The sequence below is a fragment of the Amphibacillus xylanus NBRC 15112 genome (assembly GCF_000307165.1).
Taxonomy (GTDB): Bacteria; Bacillota; Bacilli; order Bacillales; family Amphibacillaceae; genus Amphibacillus; species Amphibacillus xylanus.
The window spans coordinates 2,328,539-2,350,477 of sequence record NC_018704.1 but is presented as its reverse complement, the minus strand read 5'-3'; the positions used below and the strand labels follow the sequence as shown (position 1 = coordinate 2,350,477).

The window sequence follows — 21,939 nt, the reverse complement described above, 5'->3', positions numbered from 1 at the left end:
CATCCTTTTTTATTTACTAATAAAATTATAATTGATCTACACATTAAATACAATTGACATGAGAATGAGGAAATTATTTAGAGCAATAGATGTTCATTAGTAGAATAATTATTATTCAAACGTATAAGTATGTAATATGACCAATAAGTATTGACCTACTATTTTATTAAAGGAGACGATTAGTAATGACAAAACTTAGTCAACCACTCACTTTTAAACGAGGGTTAACGATAAAGAATAGAGTTGTCATGGCGCCGATGACAACGTGTATGAGTTTTTTTGATGGTGTTGTTACGAAAGATGAACGTGATTACTACGCATTAAGATCTGGTGAGGTAGGTGCTGTCATTACAGCTGCAGCCAACGTTCAGGAAAATGGGAAGACGTGGGAAGGGCAACTAGGTGTGTATGATGATCGATTTATCCCAGGTTTATCTCAATTAGCCGGGGCCATTAAAAGAAACGATACGAAGGCTATTTTACAACTATTTCATGGAGGAAGAATGACGAATTCAAGTGTACTTCGAGGTGAACAGCCTGTATCTGCAAGTGCGATCCCAGCTGAACGACCTGGCGCTGAAACGCCAAGAGCGTTAACAACTGAAGAAGTTAAAACGTTAATTGATAGCTACAAACAAGCGGCATTACGTGCGATTAAAGCTGGATTTGATGGTGTTGAAATTCATGGTGCAAATACGTATATAATTCAACAGTTTTTCTCACCACATTCAAATAAACGCAACGATGAGTGGGGCGGTGGCTTGGAAAAACGCTTTAAATTTATTAATGATTTAGTTGATGCTGTAACAGAAGCAGTCGATAATTCAGGTGTTTCTAATTTTATTATTGGCTATCGGTTCTCACCAGAGGAATTTGAAACGCCAGGTATAAGGTTAGCTGATACGTTATTTTTAATTGATCAACTAGCAGATAAGCCGCTTGATTATTTGCATATTTCAATTAATGATTATAAGCGCATGTCAATTAGTTCAGAATATCAAGATAAGACGATTATTCAGTATATTTTCGATCAGATAAAAGGGCGGGTTCCTTTTATTGGTGTTGGTGATATTCGGACGAAACAACAAGCAGAAGAATTATTGAATTCTGCTGATTTAGTAGCACTTGGTCGTGCACTCTTAATTGATCCGCATTGGACGCAAAAAGTTTTCGATGGAAGAGATGATCTCATTCGAACTGAGATTTCTGAATATGATCGTGAAGAATTGCTAATTGGAAATGGAACATGGGCGTTTATGAAAAACTTAATGCCAGATCGATTAATAAAAAAATAAGATAAAAATCGAGCCCTCACAACACATTATCGCGTGAGGGCCCATGTTATTTTACAAAGGAATAACTATAACATGATTTTGGCTAAAGCATTATTTTTCTCATTTGTAAAAAATTAATTATCTAAAGCGCTCATCATAATCTGTTTTTTCTCGTTCATAATCAAAATCTTCACCAAACTCAACACCATAATTGACATGTCTTGCATTAACGGTTCGATCATGATCTGCTTCACCAAGTGGATCAAATAATATCGATAAACAAATGATACCACTGATTCCAACTAGGGTATAAATAATTCTTGCTAAACCAGATGTTTGACCTCCGAATAATGATGCAACTAAATCGAATTCAAACAGTCCGATTAACCCCCAGTTGATGGCTCCGATAATGACTAATACTAAAGCAATTCTTTTGAGCGTCTGCATTAAGATCTTCACCTCCTCAAGTTGGATCCCTAAATAGGATCACCTTTATCTTTTGCTCTAAGATAAAATTCATACAATCAATATGTGGAAGGATCGATAATGTGTGGAAATAAAAAAAGCCACCACATAAAAAAATGTAGTGACTTTAGATCTTGGCGATCTTAAATGTTGATCGGATTGGTTGATACAAGATTAAAGTAATAACGATATTACCAACGGCATGATAAGTATCAAATGGGAGACCAGCAAAATAATAAGCCCAAAAGTTACCGAAGATAATATAGTTAAAAATGGACATGATAAAACCGTGAAAGTAACCAGCTAACCCGCTAATAACTGCTAGTAAATAAATAAAATGCTTTTTATCTTTTAGACGATAGAAGCTTCCTGCAATAAGGGCGATTAACGAAAACGAAACAATTTGTGAAAATGTCCAAGTTCCAACCCCTAAATACATATTACTGACGATAATGCTTATTGCTGCGAGAATCATACCATTTGTACGGCCCATAAGTACGGCAGTAATAATAATAATTGTCGTTAATGGTTGTACATTAGGTATAAAATTCATATAAACTCTGCCAATAACAGCGATACTTATCAACATCGACAGCATCGTTATTTTTTTAACGGTTAATTTTTTATTCCCAGCTATGGAAGTCAAACTCGATCACATCGCCATCTTTAATGATGTAGTCTTCTGCACCTTTCGTCGCATCTTCACCATTTACGGTATACATCCATGCATATGGTTGGCCATCTTCTGCTTGAATACCGTTTATTGAAGAAATGAAACCACCATTATTTATGACGTCAAAGTTTTCTTCCATTACTTCCATTAAACTTGTCCCTGCATCGACGGTAAGGACTTCTTCTTCAAGTATTTCTTCTTGGTTTTCAAGAGAAATTATAATTTCAACTTGAACTTCTGTTTGTTCTGTATCTGCAACATTTGGATTATTATCTGCTGTACCACAACCGACAAGTATACCTAATGTTAGTACGATGGCAAAAAGTATGTTCTTCATTTTCATTATCATACAACTCCTAGATCATTATTTTTTAGAGATGGCATCAACGTTTAGGTGATACCATCTCGTCTAAAGATATTATCTAACTGGACAAGCTCCAGTTGTACAGCTGTCATTGCCAATATCAGCTGCTTCTAAATTATCTGACACTTCATATTGCTTTAATAATTCAGCAGAGAAAGGAATCATTTTTGCTTTGAGTTCCTCATACTCTTCTTTTGAAATAGCTTCGTATGGTGTAAGTTGGTATGTTCCACCATCATGTGCTAAGAACGATACTCCAACAAAGTTATCCCAGCCTTCTAGTACACGTTCTTCTGCACGGTCCCATTCATCTGGTTTAACTGTAATCGTGTTTGATGTGTTGTGCTCTGTATAATGATTTTGGAAGCTAAAGTAGTTGTCAAACTGCTCATCTACAGATACATCATCTTTCGTCTTGTCAGCTCCAGAAGCAACAGGGAAGTCAATCACAAGTGTTTTCGCATTTGCTAATCGTTCTTCATGTGTGTCACCTTCTGTACCTACTTCAGGGTTCACTGTCCAGCCTAAGTCTAAAGCAACTTTAGCTAATGGATCAGCTTCATTAATTCGAATTCTTCTGATGTAGTATGGTGAGTGTGACCAGTGTAACCCACTTGAAACAGGAGAGTCTGTTCTCGGGTTTCGAGCAACTTGACTTAATGTTCCTTCAGGTTTAACTGCTGTAACAAGTAATGGTGCATTAATTCTTAATTCTTTTGCATACTTATCAGCTTCGCTACGTGATGCGTGGTGAAGCTTTCTTTGTAATTCTTCTTCTTGTTCTTCAGTATAGCCAAGTATCGACATTGCATCCTTCCAACCTGTTAATGAAGTACCTAATAAGCGGTCACGCTTCTGTACTTTATCCCAATTTTCAAGTTCTAAATTAGCAAGTGTCATTCTTAGGCCGATACGAGCTGAATCTCTTTGTGCTTGTAATAATCCAGCTTCGTCAAGTTGACCATTTTCATCAATAAATGCTGTAACGTTAACAGTTGTTAAGTTACATACGTTTTTACTGAATAAAATAATCTCAACACAAGGGTTTAAACCAATTTCTTCCATGATATACTCTAGTCTATTTCTTGAAGGATTTGAATCTCCTAATTGTGTTAATACTCGTCGAGCAGCCTCTTCAAGGTTAACAAATGCTGGTTCACCTTCACCTTTTAATAATTCAAATTGAAGGCTTAGTCTTTCATTTGTAGGTTTTTTAGTAAAGGCTACAGAGTTATTACTCATACGACGGTGATCAATGTTTTTACGTGGTTCACGCACAGGATGCATATGGTAACCACCAACTTCTTCAGCAAAAGCTAGTGCAACAGCTTCATCATCGAAGTATTTAAGGTTTTTGCCATCATCGTAAGAAACAGCATGCTGTTTAATTGACATTTCCTCAAACCATTTAGGTAACGTAATGCCATTTTTAATTAATGATGCTTTTACTTTTTCGTGTTGATCAAAGTGATCTTGTGTCCAGAAGCCATTAATGCCGTATTTAGCAAGTAATACTTCAATATCATCAGCATCTGATAAGAAAATTTCTGCTGTTCTTCTTACTCCACCAACAACGACGTTCGCGCCGATTAAGTTAGCCATATCAAGAATGTGGATTGGTCTAACTTGTCCGTAGCCGTCTTCATCTGTTTCAATTGGTGCTAAACTATCATCAATTTCATTTTTAAGTACTTTTGAAAATCCTTCAAACATTTCTTTAAGCGGTTCGTGACCTGATGCAGTACCACCAAATGTTTTCAGTCTTTCTCCTTTAGGGCGTACTGAGTTATAGCTAAATTTAATTGTATGAATATGCTTGTATTCTACTTTTGTTAGAACATCTAAATAAAGCTGTAATGATTCAACCCAACCTTCTTTTGAATCACCAATATAGATTTTGGCAAAGCCATTACCAATTTCAACAAGCTTTGAATGCTCCAGACGTTCTTCTTTTTTGACTGGGCGGTACTCTGAGTGGAGTACTTTAACGTTAGTTCTGATCTTTGGCATTCTTTTTGCCATTTTAAGTGTTGATTTAATCCCAATACCTGTCCCAACTAGTAATAAATAAAATACTTCGGATAAGTCCTTCCAATCTGTTATGTTTGTAAATGAACAGTTAAAATTACCAAGTGTAAATTTTTCATTTATAACGTCATTTCCACCACCAAGCCATAATGTACGGCCAGAAGGGAACTGTTTTGTATTATAAATGCTTAAAAAGATCCGCTCTGCTTCTTGTTGTAGTGCGCGGTAATCCGGCTCTAGGCCAATTTTAATAAGGTGGTCACTAGCTAAAGTCATATTATAGTTGACAGCGCGTTGAACTGTTTCTTGCCAATATTCACGTCTGCCTTTCGTAGCCTTCCATCTAGAATAAGTTCTAGTATAAACAAAACTACCAATCTCCGTTAGTGGGTTTGGGTTTTCTTTGACCACTTTTTCGACAAAACCATCGGTTACATACTCGATAATCATAAGACCGCTCCTTTGTATATATGAATAATAATATTAACGCTTCAAGGGCGTTTTTTTGACAATTATAATCATAACCTCTAAATATAAAAAAATCAATATATAGAATCGAAAATGATAACTTAATACTATATATTGATGTTTTTATGTGAGATCATGAGTTTTTATCATACCAGATTTAATAGAATAACAAAAGGATTTTGCTTAGCTAATTAGAGGGTAATTAAGAAGAAATTGTCTAAAACGACTAGAGGGTGTTAAGTTCTAGTAATTATATTATATATGATAATTTCATTTTAGGTGAGAAATTTTAGCTAAATGTGTTAAAATTTAAGTGAAAATGTATAAGTGTGTCAAATCAAAAATAATTTAGTATAAGGAGTGTCTTGTTCATGGGTTTAACTACGACAAAAACATTAAATAATGGTGTCGAAATACCGGTAATTGGACTGGGTGTTTACAAAGTTGAAGACGGGAAAACAGTGTATGATGCCGTTCGTTCAGCTCTTGAACTAGGTTACCGTCATATTGATACGGCTTCTTTCTATCAAAATGAGGAGGGCGTTGGTAAAGCAATTGCAGATAGCGGTATTCCAAGGGATGAGATCTTTGTTACGACAAAAGTATGGAATGATGAGCAAGGTTATGAAGAGACATTAGCAGCATTTGAGCGAAGTTTAACACGCCTAAATATGGATTATGTTGACCTTTATCTTGTTCATTGGCCGATACCTGGTAAGTATAAAGAAACTTGGCGAGCTCTTGAAAAAATTTATCATGATAAAAAGGCACGTGCAATTGGTGTGAGTAATTTCCACCCTCATCATTTAGAGGATTTGATGAAGGATGCAACAATAAAGCCTGCAATTAATCAGATTGAATTACATCCACAGCTTGCTCAAGTAGAGGTAAGAGAGTATTGCCGAAATCATAATATTGCCGTAGAGGCATGGTCACCGATTGGGAAGGCGACATATTTAGATCATCCAGTGCTTCAGGAGTTGGCAGCAAAGTATCGCAAGTCTCCTGCGCAAATTATTATTCGTTGGGATTATCAGAATGGGATTATCACAATACCGAAGTCTGTAAATCAATCTCGACAAAAGGAAAATGCTGATATTTTTGATTTTGAATTATCTAACGAAGACATGACAAGGATCGAAGCCTTAAACTGCGGTAATCGACTAGGAACAGACCCAGATCAATTATAATAAAAGCTAACATACGCTCAAACAATCTTAACCGGTTGTTTGAGTTTTTTTATGGGTAAAAATAAAAATTTTACATTGAATTTACAACGAGTTAACAGAGGCTTTAACTTGTTTTGATAGTCTGTAAATAGAGGAATATTTTAACTGTCAAAAAATACATCTATACTAGTTTTCCAAAAAAACACTACTATTTGGTAGTGCTTTTTTAGTAGAGGGGGCATATTAGAATATGAAAAAGTATATGAGAAGACTATTCTTTAAGGTAAATGCCGATCATTTACCAATAGCTTGGAAGTACGGTTTAATTTTTATTTTACTCTTTATCCTGTTAGTAACGTCAATTACCTTTGTTGCACGAGCGATTAATCAGACAAATCAGAGTGTAGAGACACTTAATGATAACTCTGATCATGCTTTATTAGTCACTGAGCTAAGTGATAAGATTCGGTCTAAGGGATTATCGGTTATGGGCTATGCTCAATTTGGTAGTCAAACATATGTAAATGAGTTTGAAGCAATCGATCAAGAAATTAATGAGCAATTTGACTTATTAAAAGAACGACTTAAGCATGGAAAACAGATTGATCTACTAAATAAGATAGTAGATTATAATGGACAATTAACGGACATGCTTTACCAAGACTTTATGACGATCAGTGGAAACCGTGAATTTGTTGTACGCCTACATAGTAATCGATATATTCAATTAACAGAAGAAACTACATCAGCTCTAGGTGATTTAAGTGAATTAATAATTGAAGATCGTCATGATGCTGAAGAAACAGTCTATCAAAGCCAGTTGTTCGCCCAGAACTTACTACTTTATAGCATGCTTACAACGATAATTATTGCAGTCATACTAGTATTAATCGTTAGTCGTCATGTATCTAAAAGACTGAATCATATCGTTCATGAAGCTAGTAGAATTGCTTCTGGTGATTTAACAAAAGCCAATACTATTTTGTCTGGAAAAGATGAGATTGGACAGTTATTCCATACGATTAATCAAATGCGCTTACAGTTAAGTAAAATGGTAACTTCAATTAAACAAACATCTGAGGTGGTTGATCAACAGAGTGGGCAATTAAATCAATCAGCTGAAGATGTAAAATTAGGTACACAACAGATCGCTATAACGATGAATGATCTAGCTAAAGGTACAGATGATCAAGCAGCATTCGCAAATCAATTGGAGAATATAGTACGTGATTTTGTAAGGAAAATTAGTCACATTGATCAAAGTAATGAAGCAGTAGATCAATTACTAAATGAGATGCTTGACAAGACTGCCCAAGGTCAAGATTATATGAAAAAATCTGTTAATCAGATGGACATTATTAATCAAATTGTCCAAAAAGTAATTGAGCAATTGGATAGTCTAAATCAAAAATCTACGCAAATATCTCGGCTTGTCCAGTTTATTAAAGAAATTTCAGAGCAGACAAATTTACTAGCCTTAAATGCTTCGATAGAAGCGGCTCGAGCAGGTGAACATGGCCTAGGGTTCACCGTTGTAGCAGACGAGGTCCGGCAATTAGCTGAAGAAGTAAAAAAATCAGTCAATACAATTACGACAATAACTCAAGATAATCAGAAAGAGACGCAAATAGTATCAACAACGTTAAAAGAAAGTTATCAAGAAATACAACAAGGGATGAATGATATTGAACTAACAGGATTAAGATTAAATGAGATTGAGTATGCAGTTGATCAGATGGTAACGCATATTCGATCAACGATTGAAAATTTATCACTATTGAACCAAGAATCAGTTCATGTGAGCAACGTTGCACAGGAAATGGCTTCAATTTCACAACAATCAGCAGCTGGGATTGAAGAAATAGCATCATCCGCTGAGGAAACTTCAAGTACGATGGAACACATGGCTGACAGGTCCAAAACGTTATTTGAATCTAGTCAAAATCTAAATATGCTAGTTGGGAAATTTAAAGTTTAGTGTAATGAGCATAAATTATCGAGGAAATGGTCTAAAGTTTTTCTGAATCATTTCCTTTTTACTTTGCCTATCAGGGACTAAATAAAGCAGTACTTGTCCAAACTGTTATAGAAAATATCTTATAAATGAAAGGAGTAGAAGTGGTGAAAAAATACTTCAGATTATTTTTGCTACTAATCATTATGGTCACAGCTATTGGATGTCAACAAGATGATAATCAAGAAGGCCATAAAGAACTTGATAATGAAGCGGTTGAAGTAAGTGCTTTGCCTGAAGCGGTAGTTGTCGGTTTAATTAATAGTCATGGCATGGAAATAGCAACTGCAACCCTGACTGAGCAATCTGAAGGTGGTGTGAAAATTATCTTAGAGGGAGATAACTTACCACCTGGTGAGCATGGTTTTCACATTCATGATCGTGGAGCATGCGTACCACCTGATTTTGAGTCTGCAGGTGGGCACTATAACCCAACAAATAGTAAACATGGCTTCAAACATCCAAAAGGTCCCCATGCTGGTGATCTTGAAAATATATTGGTTAAGGAAGATGGCTCTGTATATGTAGAATTAGAAGCAAAATTAGTTTCACTTGATCCAGATCATGAAAATACTCTCTTTACTGAAGAGGGGACAAGTCTTGTCATTCATGAAAATCCCGATGACTACATCTCTCAACCAGCTGGAAATGCAGGCGCTAGAATTGCTTGTGGTGTGATAGGTGAATAGTAGAGAGTGAATAATCAATAATTGATGACATAACAAGATCAGCCTAACCTCAATAAAGCGGTTCTATAATTTTTGGTGTTGGTGAGTTTTTTACGAATTCGCTGACACCTTTTTTGTGTTTCCATAGAAAAAGGCCAGTAGATTCACTAATAATTAAGTCGACGAAAAGCATTTAATATTAGAGACGAAGGGTTAGATCCCTTACAGTTATAGAGGAACGAAAGCAAAAGTAAACTGCTTAGTTAAAATAGCAGCCATTTAATTTAAAAATGAAAAACAGCAGGTGAAATACACGAGACTTCTGCGGGAATAAATCTTTTCGGTGGGACGAGTAATCGCAGTCCCAGCACGAGCTGAAGATCCACTAAGGCAAGCGCTCTTGGCTTGCCTTAGTTAGCTAAAAGCCGTGCCCGCGGAAACGTAAGAAAGCGAGTGTATTTCACCTGCGGTGAACAAGTTGTATCTTTATTAAAACTAAAATAAATTTATTCTCGACTAATTATAAAACCTACCAACACTATTTGACATTGAACCAATAAAGCCTCCAAATTGATTTAAATAAACATCAATTGGAGGCTTAAGAATTTATGAATGATTCATGTAGTTATATTAATTTGAGTGAAAATCTAATGGCACGCATGACACTCTTCAAGCTGAACATTCTTAATGACGTTTTTTGAACCAAAAGCAAGTTTTTTAGCTAATGGAGTAGGTTCATTAACAATTAATTTCTCTGTTGCGTAATATGTCGGTATTAAAATAACGACAGCGCTAATCCATGCAAGTGGATTTGACATGATTGCCCCAGCAAAACCAAATAGATTTGATAAAATGATTGCTCCAAATACTCTAGCGACAAGTTCCATTGCCCCAGCAAGTGTTGGTGCAAAACTATTACCCAAACCTTGTAATGATAGTCTAAGTACAAATATCATTGATAAAAACGGATAAAATGGTGCTTGGATTCTAAAATACTGTTGAGCTAAACTTAACACAGCCTCATTGTTACCATCTACAAAAATTAATGTTAGTGTTTGACCAAAGAACCAAAGAATAAGCCCAATCGTAAAGCCATATAGGATAGTAATCTTTAAGGTTTTTGTCACGCCTTCTTTTATTCGCGCATACTTTCTAGCACCAAAGTTTTGAGCAACGTATGTCGATATCGCTACACCAATTGTTTGAAGCGGCATCGTTAAGAGTTGATCAATTTTGTTAGCCGAAGTATAGGCAGCAACTGATACAGCACCTAATCTATTTAATGTGATTTGTACTGCAATTGTTCCCACAGCAATAATTGAATATTGGAATCCATAAGGTAAACCAACACGTAAGTGCTCCTTATACTCAGACCAATCCTTTGTCCAGTCTTCTTTATAAATCCTTAAAATAGGCACACGTCGTTTAATATAAATTAGACATAAAATAGTTGCGACAAATTGTGCAATAACTGTTGCGTAACCAACACCACTAACGCCCATATTGAATACTAAGATAAATGTATAGTCTAAGATAACATTTAAAATTGATGCAATGATTAAAAATATTAACGGAGTTCGACTATCACCGATAGCTCTTAAAATATTTGATAAGAAATTAAATAACACGGTTATACCAATTCCCGCAAATATAATAAATAAATAGTCATAAGCGTAATCAATGATTTCTGGCGGTGTTTGCATTAACTCTAGTATTGTTCTCGTATTTTTTGTGGCAAAATAAGTTAGGATAACGCTTACGATTACGACGATTATTAAACTAGTACCAAGACTTCTCCTTAATCCCTCAAAGTCCTTACGACCGAAGCGCTGTGCAGTGATAACTGATAATCCAGCTGTAATTCCAATTGCTAAACCAATAATTAAAAAGTTAATACTACCAGTTGAGCCTACAGCTGCTAATGCATCGATACCGATTGTTTGACTAACAATAAATGTGTCAGCCATATTATAAAACTGTTGAAATATATTACCGAAAAACATTGGTAAAGCAAAATAGAAAATCAGTTTTATTGGATTTCCTGTTGTCATATCTTTCCCCATGAAGACACCTCACAATTTACGTTATAGTTTAATGTTTTAAGTATAAAAAAAGACCTTAGACTAAACCAAGATCTTCTTTCGGTTTTAGGCTGTAAAACTAACATTGAATTAAAAGACCCCACTTTAGAAGTGAAATAATTAAATTATTTTCTTCAGTGGGGAGATAGCATTAGGCTGGTATTTATTTTTGATGTATATTTAATTAAAATGATAAACTATGTATAGTCACCATCTTAAAATAATATTATTCTTCTTCTAATTCTTCCAATCGTTTAATAATTTGAACTTGCTCTATTGTTCGACCATTAACTTTTAATATTTTATAAGTTAAATCATCAATGTCAATGACTTTATTTTCTTCAGGTATATTGTTAATCGTTTTTAATAAAAATGCGGCTAAAACGTCATCATCTTCAGGAATATCTGTCCCAAAAATTGAGTTTAAATGGTGAAGGGTAATTTTCCCGTCACAGATAATTTCTGTATCGGTTAATTTTTCAATTAGCAAGCTTCCTTCTAAGTCCGTCTCATCCTCAATTTCTAATCCTATCATTGTTTCAATAATGTCTTCGTGTGTAATAATACCTTCAGTCCCACCGTATTCATCTAGGACAATAGCCATGTGCTTCTTCTCTTTAGTCATTTGTCTGAATACACGTTCAACAGAATGAAACTCATAAGCTATCAGAGGTTCATTGTCAATTATCTCAATTAAGGGTTGACTAGGATTCATTGACCAGCGAATTAAGTCTTTAGCGTGAAGAACACCAATAATATTATCAATCCCTTCATCATAAACAGGATATCGAGAAAATTGGTTAGTAATAATAACTTCTTGTACTTCATCAAAGGTTGCTGTATAGGGAATTGCGATGATTTCAATTCGTGGTGTCTTTAAAACGTCTTTAATATTCAAATTATCAAAGTCTAGTACACCTTTAATTCGATTTGACTCATCTCTTTCTAACATACCTTCTGAATCTGCAATATCAATAATAGCACGTAGTTCCTCTTTTGAAACAGAAACTGTTTCTGGTTCATTTTTAGATAATGTATAAGTAATAAAATCAGTTAATTTATTAATCACAAACGTTATCGGTTTTAAAATGATAATGATTAAGTTGATTATCGGATAAACTAAATATGCTACCTTTTCCGGAAATGCTGCTGCAATTGATTTAGGGATAATCTCAGCTACTAGGATAATGATAACAGTTAAAGCGGCTGTCGCAGCACTAACACTAAAACCATGTTCAATAGCAATAGTAGTTACTAAAGCAGGTAAAATTATATTTGCGATATTGTTTCCTATAAGAATTGTTGTAATAAATTCGTTTGGACGTGAAACTAATTTAAGTAACTGATCAGATTTTTTATCACCATTTTTAACCTTAGTTTGCAATTTAATACGATTTGTTGACGTTAGTGCCGTTTCGCTTCCAGAAAAGAAAAAAGAAGCGAATAATAAAAAGATGATCGGAAAGATCACTAAAATTTCCTCCTTATTGTTGCCAATAAAATATAGTTAGTTATTTTTATTATACACTACTCAATAAAAATAGGGAATAAATATCATAATTTTAAAAGGAATATTTTAGAGGGTAAAAAAACGGTTCTAGCAAAATATATTGCTAGAACCATAAAAATATGAGCGATATTAGTGAATTTCTAAATAATCGATAAAGGCATCCCAAGTGCCATCATCTGCAGTTACAATTAATTCAACTTCTTGGAATCCCGTACCGTGATAAACGTTATTAATTGTATAGACCGCAGGATAATGATCTCCATAATAGAATGTACCGACAGTTTGTCCACCAATTCTTAAATCGGCCCGTGCCATATTATTATTGTTAGAAGCACCTCGCAATGAAAAACTGTTGTTATTGCTGTCGAAATAATGAGTGAACTTCACTGAGTCGTTATTTGCATAAAGAGCCACACCATCAAATGGAGAACTTATTGGTCCAGCATATGGGCCATTAATTGACATTGTTTCAGCTTCGATTCGTGTCACTTGTCCATTACCTGGTGTGCCACCTCCGCCACTACCACCTATGTGGAGATCATTTCTGTAGACATCAGCATAACCGCTGCTCTGATATCCTTCGATCGTTAGAGCAACTTCATACATTTTACCCATTGGCATACCGTGTCTTTCCCAAGCATTGAAGTGATCTGTTACTGAGATTGTCCCGCTTGTACGTTTGTTACGTCTTACGCTCCAATACTGTTGTAAAGTTGTGTCACCGATAATCGATGGTTGATTGTATCGTGTCGTCTCATAAATGTCGTACGTATCACCATCAACATAAACCGTCCCTTTTGGTGTTGCTCCAGGAGGTCTCCAATTCCCCCAACTATCAACAATATAATATTCAACTAATGGATCAACTGTCCAACCGTATACTGTTAAATAAGAGTTTCCGGAAGGCTGATAGTTTACGCCAAAGTCAATTGACATATTGCCAATTTGTTGGTGTGTTTGTGTTTGGTCAAACTTTTTACCCTTACGGAATAGGATGTTGTTAACATTACTCCATTGGGCAGTAAAAGTTCCCCCACTATTAAGTGTCATACTACCAGAACCACCATAATCTTTCCAAAATTCATAGTCATAGCCATCATGTGTGCCAATCTCATTGTTAGTTATTGCGGCAAATACAGTGATTGCTGATAATCCTAGTGCTAAACAAACTAAAATACCGACCAACAGTGGTTTTCTAATTCGTTTCAACTGTCTTTCCTCCTTATTTTTTGGGATTTTGATCAGATGCTTCTGTAAGTAGTCAATCAATAGATTTTTGAACAAGTTCACCTCCACTTACTTTGTAAACGCTCCCCAAGACTACTCAAGTCAACTATAACCTATTTTTGAGAATAAAAAGTAAATAAATTGGAAAAACACTTACAAATTAAAGGGAAAACTTTAAAAAGTAAATATATGGTAGTATGGTGGTAGCCTAAAAGTATGGTCTTATCTATTTTAGCAATGGTTTATAGATTAACAGAAAAGACTTGAAATGTACTAGAAACTATGTAAAGATAGGTGACAAGACAGATGAGTGGGTAAAGGGAGTGCTAATGATTGTGAATAAACTAAAACTTAAAAGAATGCTGGAAAACTTTTTTCTTGAAGACTTAGGTGAAGGTGATCGAACCACAGATTTAATTATCCCTAAACAAAATCAAGGGCGATTAGTCATTATGGCAAAAGAGACAGGTATTTTTTCTGGGGTTGATATTATCAGGGTCGGTTTCCCTCTACTTAATGAATCAATTGAGATTGAATTAAATATATCAGATGGTTCACAAGTAAAGAAAGGAGAAGTTTTAGCGATTATAAAAGGAAATGTTGGAGATTTACTAAAAGGAGAAAGAGTCATCTTGAACCTAATTCAACGTATGAGCGGGGTGGCAACATTAACGAATCAAGCGGTTCAAAAGTTAAATTGCTCTGAAACTAAAATTTGCGATACGAGAAAAACAACTCCTGGCTTAAGAATGTTAGAAAAGTATGCGGTTCGTTGTGGTGGTGGATTTAATCATCGCTCTGGTCTATATGACGGGGTGATGATTAAAGATAATCACATTGAATATGCAGGCTCAATTAAACTGGCAGTTGAGCAGGTTAAAAAACAGGTTGGTCATATGATTAAAATTGAAGTAGAAACTGAAACGATGGAACAGGTTATCGAAGCGGTTGACGCAAAGGTAGATGTCATTATGTTTGATAATTGCCAACCAGAGCAGATTAGAAAGTTAGTTAGCATTGTCCCTAAAGAGATCGTTACAGAAGCATCAGGAGGGATTCAGTTAAGCAATTTAGCTTCCTATCGTGGCACAGGTGTTGATTATATTTCACTAGGGTTTTTAACACATTCGTATCAAGCGTTGGATATAAGTGCAAATTTATTAATTGATCCATAAGGGGGAGTTTTGGTTATGATTATTACCGATAAAAAGAATTCTATTGTCGAGGAAATAATTGAGTTAAAGAAAAAGAGAAATGCGATCCTTTTAGCGCATAATTATCAGATTCCTGAAATTCAGGATATTGCAGATGTGTTAGGTGACTCTTTAGCACTTGCTCGGGCTGCGCTGAATACAGAAGCTGATGTGATTGTCTTTTGTGGTGTTCATTTTATGGCAGAGACTGCAGCGATTTTAAATCCAGAGAAAACCATTTTACTGCCTGATTTGGAGGCAGGTTGCTCACTCGCTGATTCAATCACTGTTGATCAGCTTCGTAAGTGGAAAAGAGAACATCCAGAAGCAGTTGTTGTTTCCTACGTTAATACATCTGCAGAGGTGAAGGCAGAAAGTGATTATTGTTGCACATCATCTAATGCTGTGGCGATCGTCAACTCAATTCCAGAAAAAAAAGAAGTTTTATTTTTGCCAGATCTATTTTTGGGTGAATTTGTAAAAAAAGAAACAGGTCGAGAGAATATGTACATATGGCAAGGGGAATGCCACGTTCATGCAGGGATTAGACCAGGGCAAGTTGCAGAAGTTTTTACAAACCATAATGATGCAGATCTGCTTATTCATCCAGAATGCGGATGTTCAACATCAAGTATGTATTTAAAAGCTGAAGGTATACTACCTCAAGAAAAGACACATATTCTGTCAACAGGTCAAATGTTAGACTACTCAAATAAGTCAAATGCTGAGCAGTTTATAGTTGCGACAGAGGTGGGTATCATACATCAAATGGAAAAGCAAAATCCTAATAAACAATTTATCGCAGCTAATCCAGAAGCTGTTTGTCCGTTCATGAAAATGATCACTCTAGAGAAAGTTTTAATGTCATTAAAAAATAATACACATATCATTACTGTACCGAAGAAAATAGCCCGTAAAGCAAAACATGCAATTGATCGAATGGTTTCAATCGGATAATTAACTCGTACCACTTTAATTGTTATCAATTAAAGTGGCTTTTTTTTAATGATCTTCTTCAAAATCCACCTTTCGGTTAATTTTTCCTATATAATAAAGGAAATGATTAGAGTCTGGAGCTGATTGAATGTATAAAAGTCAAATTAAAATAATCTCGGTAATAATAATTGCTTTATTTGGTTTCATCTTATTTAGTCAAGACTTAGAAGCGAATTCAATGCCAACACTAGATTATTCAATTGAATTACAACATGATGGCTCAGGAATAGTGACTGAAAAGAGACACATGCATTTAACAGAAGGAACTGAAGTGTATATTGTCTTTGAACAACTAGAAGGATCTGAGATAACAGATGTGTTTGTCAGTGACTATGGAGAATCATTTATTTATCAGGAAAACTGGGATATTAATGCTAGTCGAGAAGCTAAATCAGGTAAATATAGTTTAATCCCTACAGATGAAGGGTATGAAATATCTTGGGGCATTGGTGAATATGGTGATCATGAATATACGGTACGTTATACGATTAGCGGAATGGTCCGCCAACTAAAAGATGGCCAAAGTATGCTTTGGCGTTTATTTCAAGGTCGAAACAATCTTCCTCCAGAAAAATTCTCTATTACAGTTACAGGGCCAAATTATTTTGATCCAGAACTAACGAAAATCTGGGGCTTTGGTTATGATGGCGAAATATATTTAGAAGATGGTCAATTAGTTAGTTGGTCTAATCAACCATTAACCGGAAGAAATCATATTACGGTATATATGCAATTTTTAGACCAACCATTTCAACCAACACTATCTTGGGATCAAACTTTAGCTGAGCAGAACCATCAAGCGTTAGAGAATAACAGTTATCAAAATGAAGATGATACTACTGATATAGTTGCTGTCATATTGCTATGTTCATTCTTGGGACTCGGGGTTTTAATTGTCATTTTTGCATCGATTTATACAGCGAAACGAAATAAAGCGATTCGAGCTGCAAATCCTCTTATCACAGGAATCAAGAGAACGGAAATGAATGAAGGAAAAGTTTATCGAGAAATTCCCTATTCGGAAGGGAACATACTTGATGTTGCCTACCTATTGCAAGAACATGGCAAAGGAGACATGGAAGCTTACTTTAATGCTTTTCTTTTGAAATGGCTTAAAGAAGGCTATATTGTTCAACTCAATACTAATGAAGCGAACGGAGATAAATTGAAATTAAAAGTACAGTTATTAGATTCAAATACACCGGAATTAGAACAGCAATTTTTTGATATTCTTCTATCAGCAGCTGATCGTTACGGGGTAGTTGACATTTCTGACGTCACCCGTTGGGCAGAGAAAAATTACGATAAAATCACTGAGCTTAAAGCTAGTTTACCTTATGAATCTAAGCGCACATTAACTGATCGTGGCTATTTATATAATGAAGATGTCTATTTCTTAGGTAATTTTAGAGCGGAAGTGACTAAATCTTCTTATCAGGGAGAAGATTTATATAATCACTTAATCCAGTTTGAAAATTATTTAAATGAACTACTTTCATTAGATCGAGTCAGCTTACAGCAACAGAATATTAATGAAGATATCATTATTTGGGCTAGTCTTTACAATTTAGTTGAGCCATTTGTTGAGAAGTTTCAGGAAGTTGAACCTGACTATTTTGTGACTCATCACTTTAACTATTCAAACATTTATTTATTAAGTCTTTATTCTAGTGGTTTTTCATCTGGATACGATCAAGCAGTAACGAGTCATCAAACATCGATGGGAAGTGGTGGCACGACTAGCTTTGGTGGAGGTGGGGGATCATTTGGTGGTGGCGGTGGCGGAGTCCGCTAAACTGGATCGATCTATACAAAGCCCTAATTAGTTTAAAATTATGTCTATATTTGTTAAGCTTATAATTAATGAATATTATTAATATTCCGATGAATTTAATAGCTATTGGAAAATATGACACTATAGTGAACTAGCGATTAAAATGAGCATATTTTTGTGCTGGTATGAGGAATACTAAAGTGTTAACATATACAATAATATTTACTTTAATTCTCATGTAGTTATTCCATCTAAGAAAGAAGGAGAACAGAATATGAAAATAGGAATACCAAAGGAAATAAAAGCTCACGAAAATCGTGTTGCTATTACACCAACAGGAGTAGCACTATTACGACAAAGCAATCATGAAGTCTTAATTGAATCAGGTGCTGGTATTGGAGCAGATATTACAGATGAAGAATACCGAAATGCTGGTGCAATGATTATGGAAAAAGCTGAAGATGTATGGTCAGCTGACTTAATTATGAAAGTGAAAGAACCGCAAAAAAGTGAATATAAGTATTTTAGAGAAGGATTAATGATTTTTACTTATTTCCATTTGGCAAATGAACCAGAATTAGCAGAGGAAATGGTGAAATCGGGAGTTACAGCGATTGCCTATGAGACAATGGTTGGACCGAAGGATGATTTACCAATGCTGATGCCAATGAGTGTTATTGCAGGGCGTATTTCAGTTCAAATCGCCTCATTTTATTTACAAAGTCCTCAACAAGGAAAAGGAAAATTAATTGGTGGTGTCCCTGGCGTTAGAAACGGAAAAGTCGTCATTATCGGTGGAGGAGTTGCTGGACAAAATGCACTTCAAATTGCTCGTGGCCTTGGCGCGCATGTGACGATCTTAGATGTAAAGCCTGAGGTACTACAACAAATTGAGGATACTCACGGGACTGATGTCATTACATTGATGTCTAATGAAGTGAATATTGCCAATGCGATTAAAGATGCAGATATTGTTGTTGGTGCTGTACTTATTCCAGGTTCAAAAGCACCAAAGTTAGTAACTGAAGAAATGGTAAAATCAATGGAGCCAGGCTCAGTAATTGTAGATATCGCAGTAGATCAAGGTGGTATTTTTGAAACGGAGGATCGGATTACAACACATGATGATCCGATTTATATTAAGCATGGCGTTATTCACTATGCTGTTCCGAATATGCCTGGTGCTGTACCTAAGACAGCTACAACTGCATTAACAAATGTTACTGTTCCACACGCAATTGAAATAGCTAATCTAGGTATTGTTAATGCTGCTGAAAAGAGTAATATGATTTATACAGGTATTAACACTTACGGTGGCTATATCACAAATAAGGGTGTAGCCGAAGCACTTAATATGGAATACCGAGATTTCGCTAAGCTAGTTTAGTGAATGCATAAATAAAAATAACCGCACATATATCGACCTAGCACTTGCATGGCTAGCTTTATATGTGCGGTTAGTTATTTTAGGACTCGTCTTCAACTTTATGTCCGAATACTTCGGGTACCATCGTAAAACCATCGATGATTGTTTCCTCATCTACTTCAATCATTAAATAGCGTTTACCACCAAAATGAATTTGCCTCACATGATGTAAGTCTTCAGGACTTACAGCTATATTCGCAACTTTAGTATTAATTTTTATTGATTTTGAATTGTATTTAGGTACAATATTTTTTGCTTTTAATTCATATCCGGGATCATCAATAACATTACTGAAGGCTCTTTCAACCTTTTCAAGTGTGACATTTTCAACACCACTATGCTTAAGAACTGCTTCGATATCTTTATAATCTAGTGTTGCAGTATCTTCGTTATCTTCCTCAACGACTTGGTTAATTTCTTGATAAATATTTGCTAACTTCGTTGTATTTAATTCATGCCCGATCGCATCACGCACAACCTCTTCAAAGATAATTTTATCTTCTTTTGCCGTAATCGTTTCTTCAGCGTTAAGCACACCATCAATAAAATCTTCATCCGGTTCATTCGCTTTTGGTGCAGAGTATAATACTCGATTAACATCTGCAACAAGGTCTGTAAAACAAGGGAATAAAAATCCGCCAATTGGCTTTTGCAAATTGATTACAGGATCTACGACAAAATGATATTTAAATACCTTCTCGATGTAATCAAAGTGTAATTCCTTTTTCGGCTCTTGCGTCTGATTAATGCTAGCTAAGATAAATGTATGTGCATGTAATGTGTTATACGGACTTTCTTCATCCTCATTATTGTCCCTTTTAACAGGCTTGACATATTCACCCTTAATAAATGTCATAACAATGTCCATTTCATACTGTTTGATTTGTAGCATTTTATTTACAAGCGCGATCATCTGAGACTTCCATTCATGAAGATCATCAGTTATTAAGCCTTGATGCAGTATAAGTTGACTTGAGTACTCAATATCTTTTTGGAATTTAAGTTCAAAGAGCTTTTCATCGATTTGTCCTGAGAGCACCTTTTTAAAATTAGTTAGAAATAATTCTTGTTCATCTGGATCAAGCATTTCAAAGGGCTGACTTTGCTGATGATAGATTTCACTAGATTCTTTCATAACATAAACATTAAATATTTCATTGATCTTTAATAAATCATTATTCTTTTTAAATTGTCGACGGATTTCAGCGATATCTTTTTTATTCATTTTTTCTCCCCCTAACTTATACGATGTTAACATATTTCGCTTAAATTAAGGTGAGAAAAATTATCATAGAAAGTAAATTGTTAGTCATTCATGCAGTGAATCGTTAAATGATTGGATATGTCTCCTGAAAAACGGGATCCATATAATATGGTGGTCGTTCACCGATTAAAGCCAGAATAAATGGATAAGGATTGTCATTATAAAGAACATCAACTGTTTGATTTGTTTCATTAAATAATAATAATTGTGCACCTGGAAAGTAATAGTGAGTCATGATCAACACCCCTTTTTTTATTATTCTATTCATGAAAAGGGATGATGTACTTGAATATATAAAAAGATTACACAAAAAGCTTCTCAGATCATAAAGTAATATAGCTTAGTAAATGGGGGGGTGCCTAATGGATGAAAACAACCAAAAAGATCTGAATCCAACACCATATCCGCTATATCCGTATTATGGGTTGGTAACCAAATATGAGGATATTCATTTAAGTGTACCTGAACAACGGCAATTCAGACAACCAGGACTTGAGAAGTTTATGGATCCAAAACCGATTGTTGAAAATGAATTTCTAAAAGGGAGTGGAAAGTTACAAGGTAAAGTTGCGTTGATTACAGGAGGTGATAGTGGAATTGGTGCTGCTGTCGCAATTGCTTTTGCAAAAGAGGGGGCCGATATTGCTATTTCATACTTAGACGAACATGGTGATGCGAATCGGACAAAGAATAGAATTGAAGCGTTAGGAAAGCAATGTTTATTATTAGCCGGTGATTTAAGAAAAAAAGAGCAGTGTACTCTAATTGTTGAGAAAACTGTTCAGCAATTTGGCAAGTTAGATATACTAGTCAATCATGTTGGGATTCAATTTCAACAACCTAGTTTATTACACATTACAGATCAGCAATTTGATGATACATTGAAAGTTAATATATATGCACATTTTTATGTTACGAGAGCTGCAATCCCATATTTGAAGCCGGGTAGCTCGATTATTAATACGAGCTCAGTTGTAACTGAAATAGGGGATCCGCTTATGATTGATTATACTGCAACAAAGGCTGCTAATATCGGTTTTACGCGTGCATTAGCAAACAGTTTAATTAAAGATGGCATTAGGGTCAATGCAGTTGCACCTGGTCGAGTTTGGACGCCGTTAATTCCATCAAGCTTTTCCGCTGATGAAGTTGCAATCTTTGGTTCACAAAATCCTATGAAGCGAATGGCTCAGCCATTTGAAATTGCACCGTCATATGTATTTCTTGCTTCTGATGATTCGCGATTCATGACGGGGCAAGTGTTACATCCAAATGGGGGAGAAAGGTTAGCTTAATTGAGAATAAATATCTAAATAAAAAACATGAGCATCGAATTTCGATCCTC

The 21,939-nt window shown here is 35.2% G+C and carries 18 protein-coding genes; 9 read left to right on the top strand and 9 right to left on the bottom strand.

The window, feature by feature from the left end:
• Nucleotides 1-185 precede the first annotated feature (185 nt).
• Nucleotides 186-1,295 carry an NADH-dependent flavin oxidoreductase gene (locus AXY_RS11215; RefSeq protein WP_015010934.1) on the top strand — a complete coding sequence of 370 codons (1,110 nt, stop codon included), beginning with the start codon at nucleotides 186-188 and terminating at the stop codon, nucleotides 1,293-1,295.
• Nucleotides 1,296-1,412: 117 nt separating this feature from the next.
• On the opposite strand, the gene AXY_RS11210 is transcribed toward AXY_RS11215, so the two are convergent.
• The 4 genes from AXY_RS11210 to nrdJ form a co-directional block, all read right to left on the bottom strand.
• The gene (locus tag AXY_RS11210; RefSeq protein ID WP_015010933.1) at nucleotides 1,413-1,721 is read right to left on the bottom strand and encodes a DUF378 domain-containing protein; all 309 of its coding nucleotides are present in this window, start codon (nucleotides 1,719-1,721) and stop codon (nucleotides 1,413-1,415) included.
• Between the two features lie 145 nt (nucleotides 1,722-1,866).
• Entirely contained in the window at nucleotides 1,867-2,337 is a 471-nt protein-coding gene (locus AXY_RS11205; RefSeq protein WP_041450377.1) for an ECF transporter S component, read from the bottom strand.
• Nucleotides 2,338-2,362: 25 nt separating this feature from the next.
• Nucleotides 2,363-2,755, bottom strand: a complete 393-nt coding sequence (locus tag AXY_RS11200) for a DUF4430 domain-containing protein (protein ID WP_015010931.1) — start codon at nucleotides 2,753-2,755, stop codon at nucleotides 2,363-2,365.
• A 75-nt stretch (nucleotides 2,756-2,830) separates the two neighbouring features.
• Nucleotides 2,831-5,254, bottom strand: a complete 2,424-nt coding sequence (gene nrdJ / locus AXY_RS11195) for a ribonucleoside-triphosphate reductase, adenosylcobalamin-dependent (protein WP_015010930.1) — start codon at nucleotides 5,252-5,254, stop codon at nucleotides 2,831-2,833.
• Nucleotides 5,255-5,643: 389 nt separating this feature from the next.
• Here nrdJ and AXY_RS11190 point away from each other — a divergent pair, with 389 nt between their 5' ends.
• The 3 genes from AXY_RS11190 (at nucleotide 5,644) to AXY_RS11180 (ending at nucleotide 9,144) form a co-directional block, all read left to right on the top strand.
• A complete protein-coding gene (locus AXY_RS11190; protein WP_041450188.1) occupies nucleotides 5,644-6,462 on the top strand; it encodes an aldo/keto reductase in 819 nt (272 codons plus the stop codon).
• A 229-nt stretch (nucleotides 6,463-6,691) separates the two neighbouring features.
• Entirely contained in the window at nucleotides 6,692-8,419 is a 1,728-nt protein-coding gene (locus AXY_RS11185; RefSeq protein ID WP_015010928.1) for a methyl-accepting chemotaxis protein, read from the top strand.
• Nucleotides 8,420-8,559: 140 nt separating this feature from the next.
• Nucleotides 8,560-9,144 carry a superoxide dismutase family protein gene (locus tag AXY_RS11180; protein WP_015010927.1) on the top strand — a complete coding sequence of 195 codons (585 nt, stop codon included), beginning with the start codon at nucleotides 8,560-8,562 and terminating at the stop codon, nucleotides 9,142-9,144.
• Nucleotides 9,145-9,770: 626 nt separating this feature from the next.
• Here AXY_RS11180 and AXY_RS11175 read toward each other — a convergent pair.
• The 3 genes from AXY_RS11175 to AXY_RS11165 all read right to left on the bottom strand — a co-directional run bounded on the left by AXY_RS11175 (nucleotide 9,771) and on the right by AXY_RS11165 (nucleotide 13,923).
• Nucleotides 9,771-11,186 carry an MATE family efflux transporter gene (locus AXY_RS11175; protein ID WP_015010926.1) on the bottom strand — a complete coding sequence of 472 codons (1,416 nt, stop codon included), beginning with the start codon at nucleotides 11,184-11,186 and terminating at the stop codon, nucleotides 9,771-9,773.
• Between the two features lie 244 nt (nucleotides 11,187-11,430).
• Nucleotides 11,431-12,675, bottom strand: coding sequence for a hemolysin family protein (locus AXY_RS11170; protein WP_015010925.1), 1,245 nt, complete (start codon nucleotides 12,673-12,675; stop codon nucleotides 11,431-11,433).
• A gap of 168 nt (nucleotides 12,676-12,843) precedes the next feature.
• Nucleotides 12,844-13,923 carry a glycoside hydrolase family 11 protein gene (locus AXY_RS11165; RefSeq protein WP_041450187.1) on the bottom strand — a complete coding sequence of 360 codons (1,080 nt, stop codon included), beginning with the start codon at nucleotides 13,921-13,923 and terminating at the stop codon, nucleotides 12,844-12,846.
• 353 nt (nucleotides 13,924-14,276) lie between these two features.
• Here AXY_RS11165 and nadC point away from each other — a divergent pair, with 353 nt between their 5' ends.
• The 4 genes from nadC (at nucleotide 14,277) to ald (ending at nucleotide 19,291) form a co-directional block, all read left to right on the top strand.
• Entirely contained in the window at nucleotides 14,277-15,116 is an 840-nt protein-coding gene (gene nadC / locus AXY_RS11160; protein ID WP_041450374.1) for a carboxylating nicotinate-nucleotide diphosphorylase, read from the top strand.
• Nucleotides 15,117-15,131: 15 nt separating this feature from the next.
• On the top strand, nucleotides 15,132-16,091 hold the full coding sequence (nadA, locus tag AXY_RS11155) for a quinolinate synthase NadA (RefSeq protein WP_015010922.1): 960 nt from the start codon (nucleotides 15,132-15,134) through the stop codon (nucleotides 16,089-16,091).
• A 127-nt stretch (nucleotides 16,092-16,218) separates the two neighbouring features.
• Nucleotides 16,219-17,925 (top strand): DUF2207 domain-containing protein, encoded by a 1,707-nt coding sequence (locus AXY_RS11150; protein ID WP_015010921.1) that lies wholly within the window; start codon nucleotides 16,219-16,221, stop codon nucleotides 17,923-17,925.
• 253 nt (nucleotides 17,926-18,178) lie between these two features.
• Nucleotides 18,179-19,291, top strand: a complete 1,113-nt coding sequence (gene ald, locus AXY_RS11145; protein WP_015010920.1) for an alanine dehydrogenase — start codon at nucleotides 18,179-18,181, stop codon at nucleotides 19,289-19,291.
• A 79-nt stretch (nucleotides 19,292-19,370) separates the two neighbouring features.
• Here ald and AXY_RS11140 read toward each other — a convergent pair whose 3' ends face one another.
• Nucleotides 19,371-20,555, bottom strand: a complete 1,185-nt coding sequence (locus AXY_RS11140) for a DUF4317 domain-containing protein (RefSeq protein ID WP_015010919.1) — start codon at nucleotides 20,553-20,555, stop codon at nucleotides 19,371-19,373.
• A 103-nt stretch (nucleotides 20,556-20,658) separates the two neighbouring features.
• Entirely contained in the window at nucleotides 20,659-20,829 is a 171-nt protein-coding gene (locus tag AXY_RS12920; RefSeq protein WP_015010918.1) for a hypothetical protein, read from the bottom strand.
• Nucleotides 20,830-20,956: 127 nt separating this feature from the next.
• On the opposite strand from AXY_RS12920, the gene AXY_RS11135 reads away from it, so the two are divergent.
• Nucleotides 20,957-21,889: an SDR family oxidoreductase gene (locus tag AXY_RS11135; RefSeq protein ID WP_015010917.1), complete on the top strand. Its 933-nt coding sequence runs from the start codon at nucleotides 20,957-20,959 to the stop codon at nucleotides 21,887-21,889.
• Nucleotides 21,890-21,939 lie beyond the last annotated feature (50 nt).